This is a genomic window from Cobetia sp., assembly GCF_983723665.1.
In genome coordinates this window covers 1-3,058 of record NZ_CFDJES010000096.1, presented here as the reverse complement: position 1 = coordinate 3,058, position 3,058 = coordinate 1, and the positions used below count along the sequence as shown (strand labels likewise).

Here is a 3,058-nt window from a genome sequence, read left to right as displayed (position 1 = left end):
CCAGACACACCTCACGCAGCATCCACCGCATCGCTTTCCCCAGACAGGGACGTCCAGGAGGCCAGACCATGACCCCGACCTTTTCGGTCATCATGCCGATCTACAACGTCGAACGATTCGTCGCGGCCGCCATCGACAGCGTGCTGGCGCAGGAGGATGGCGACTTCGAACTGCTGGTCGTCGACGACTGCTCCCCCGATGGCAGCCGGGCGATCTGCGAGGCCTACGACGACCCGCGTCTCACGCTGATCACGCATCCGGTCAATCGTGGCCTGGCCGGGGCCCGCAACACGGGCGTGCGTGCCGCTCAGGGCCGCTATCTGGCCTTCCTGGACTCCGATGACATCTGGGAGCCCGCCAAGCTGGCGCGCCACCGCGAGCACCTCGAGGCACGCCCCGAGGTAGGCCTGTCCTTCTCGCGCTCGGCCTTCATCGATGCCGACGGCGAACCGCTGGACTACTACCAGATGCCGAGCCTGACCGACATCACGCCGGGGCTGCTGTTCTGTCGCAACCCGGTGGGCAATGGCTCGGCGCCGGTTATCCGACGCGAGATTCTCGAGGCCATCGCCTTCGACTGTGAGGTCAAGGGGGGCGGTGTGCTGCCTTGTTACTTCGATGAGAGCCTGCGCCAGAGCGAAGATATCGAATGCTGGACACGCATCGCCCTCAAGACAGGCACCACGGTGGAAGGCATTCCCGAGCCGCTGACCCGCTACCGGCTCAATGAAGGCGGGCTTTCGGCACAACTGGAGCGCCAGTACCAGAGCTGGCTTGCAATCGTCGAGCTGACGCGCGCCTACGCGCCTGACTTCATCGAACAGTGGTATCCCCGCGCCCAGGCCTACCAACTGCGCTATCTGTCGCGTCAGGCGATTCGCCTGCGTGACGGGGATGCTGCCTGGGCGTATTGCCGCCGCGCCGTCAAGGCATGGCCGGGCATCTGGAAGGCGGAATTCGGGCGCACCGCTGCCACGGCAGGGGCCGCCTTGATGCTGCGCGTGATGCCCAAGAGTCTCTATCTACGCTGTGAAGGGCTCGCCCAGGGGGTCATCGGCAAGGCGCAGAAGAAGAAGATCGACAATGCGCCGCGCCCGCAGCCGGCCAGACCGAATCAACAGCAGGACGCTCATGAAGTGGAGTCGCCATGATGAGCCAGCCATTGGATCAAGCCCTCTTCACCACTGAGCGCGTCAAGACACTGCCTCACATCAAGGTACTGGGGGTGCCCTTCGTCAACACCAGCCTCGACACCTGCCTGAGCCTGCTCAAGAGCTGGATCAGCGACCCGCAGCCGCGCACCGTCAATTTCGTCAATGCACACTGCCTGAACGTGGCCCAGGTCGATCGCTATTACATGCAGGTACTGCATGACAGCGACCTGCTGCTGCCCGATGGCAGCGGCGTCAAGATGGCCTGCCGCATGCTCGGCCAGGATCTCAAAGCCAACCTCAATGGCACCGACCTGCTGCCCCACCTGTGCGACATGCTGGTGGCGGAGAACAAGCGCCTGTTCCTGCTCGGCGCTGCACCGGGCGTGGCCGACAGGATGGCCGACAAGCTCCGCGAGCAATGGCCGACGCTCGAGATCAGTGGCGTACATCACGGCTTCATCGGCCCGGAAATCATCGACGACGTGCTGGCGCAGATCAATCAGGGCACTGACCTCTTGCTGGTGGCGATGGGCGTGCCGGCCCAGGAGAAGTGGATCTCGACCTACCGTGAGCGACTCGAGGTGCCGGTGGTCATGGGCGTCGGCGGTCTGTTCGACTTCTATTCCCAGCGCATCCCGCGTGCGCCGGGCGTCGTGCGCAGACTGGGCATGGAATGGGCCTGGCGGCTGCTGATGGAGCCACGCCGCATGTTCAAGCGCTACGTGCTTGGCAACCCGAGCTTTCTGATGAGCGTGCGCAAGTATGGGGAAGAGGCGATTCCCGGCCGTGGCCTGTGGATGAAGTCACGCTCCAACTGGCGCCACTTTCGATGGCGAGTGAGCAACTGGCTGACCCCGCGCGCGCGCCGCGCCATGGATATCGTCGGTGCCAGCGGCGTGCTGCTGGTGCTGTCACCGCTGCTGCTGGGCACCGTGCTGGCCATCCGCCTGGAATCGCCAGGCCCGGTGCTGTTCGGCCAGGAGCGTATCGGGCGCCACGGCAAGCCGTTCAAGCTGTGGAAGTTCCGCTCGATGTACATCGACGCCGAAGAGCGTCTGCGCGAACTGCAGGCCGCCAACGAGAGCGAGGGTGGGGTGCTGTTCAAGATGAAGCAGGACCCGCGCATCACGCGCGTGGGCCGTATCATCCGCAGGCTGTCCATCGATGAATTGCCGCAGCTGTGGAACGTGCTGCGCGGCGAGATGGCGCTGGTCGGGCCGCGCCCCGCCCTCGCCCGCGAGGTGGCGCTCTACGAAGCGCGTGCGCGCATGCGTCTGGATGCCACCCCGGGGCTGACCGGGCTGTGGCAGGTGTCGGGCCGCTCGGACCTGTCCTTCGAGCAACAGATCCATCTGGATCTCTTCTACCTGCATCGTCAGGGCATCAAGGAAGACATCAAGCTGCTGTTGCGCACGATTCCTGCCGTTCTGACCAGCCGTGGAGCCTACTGATGCGCGAGACTCCCTCTCTCATTCGTGCTGCGCTGCGCCAATATCACGACTCAGGCCAAGGAGGTGTGCAATGCATGTGATCCTGTTGGCGGACCGCCTCGGCCAGGAAGTCGCGCCGATTGACCGCCGTTACTCGCCGGCGCTGCTGCCGATCGCCGGACGCAGCGTGCTGGAGCGCAATCTCGACCTGCTGGTCGGGCGAGGCGTGACGCATATCAGCCTGATCATCGCCCGTGACCCCGAGTGGTTCCGGGCGCGTATCGCCGATGGCTCACGCTGGGGCATCGATCTCGACATTCTGCCGATGCCCGGCGAGCGAGACCCGCGCGAGCAGATCAAGCGCCTCGGCGCCATGGCCGCCCTGCCCGCCCCGGTGCTGCGCGCCGATGTGCTGCTGATGCCGGAGTGGTTCAAGGATGACAGCCTCGCGATCAGCGAGCAGGCCATGGCGTC

Annotated in this window: 3 protein-coding genes; all 3 read left to right on the top strand. The window is 65.1% G+C overall.

Going from position 1 to position 3,058, the window contains the following annotated elements; all coding sequences use genetic code 11:
• The first annotated feature begins 68 nt into the window (after positions 1-68).
• Positions 69-1,151: a glycosyltransferase family 2 protein gene (locus AC4FAH_RS10330; RefSeq protein WP_286987165.1), complete on the top strand. Its 1,083-nt coding sequence runs from the start codon at positions 69-71 to the stop codon at positions 1,149-1,151.
• Positions 1,151-2,605 (top strand): WecB/TagA/CpsF family glycosyltransferase, encoded by a 1,455-nt coding sequence (locus AC4FAH_RS10325; protein WP_286987166.1) that lies wholly within the window; start codon positions 1,151-1,153, stop codon positions 2,603-2,605. The genes AC4FAH_RS10330 and AC4FAH_RS10325 overlap by 1 nt, the downstream gene beginning before the upstream one ends.
• A gap of 70 nt (positions 2,606-2,675) precedes the next feature.
• On the top strand, positions 2,676-3,058 hold a 383-nt coding region (locus AC4FAH_RS10320; protein ID WP_490245984.1), incomplete at its 3' end, for a glycosyltransferase family protein.

What these genes read in the sequence shown, in the direction of transcription:
- AC4FAH_RS10330 (WP_286987165.1), top strand. Translation starts at nt 69, where the DNA reads ATGACCCCGACCTTTTCGGTCATCATGCCGATCTACAACGTCGAACGA.
- AC4FAH_RS10325 (WP_286987166.1), top strand. Translation starts at nt 1,151, where the DNA reads ATGAGCCAGCCATTGGATCAAGCCCTCTTCACCACTGAGCGCGTCAAG.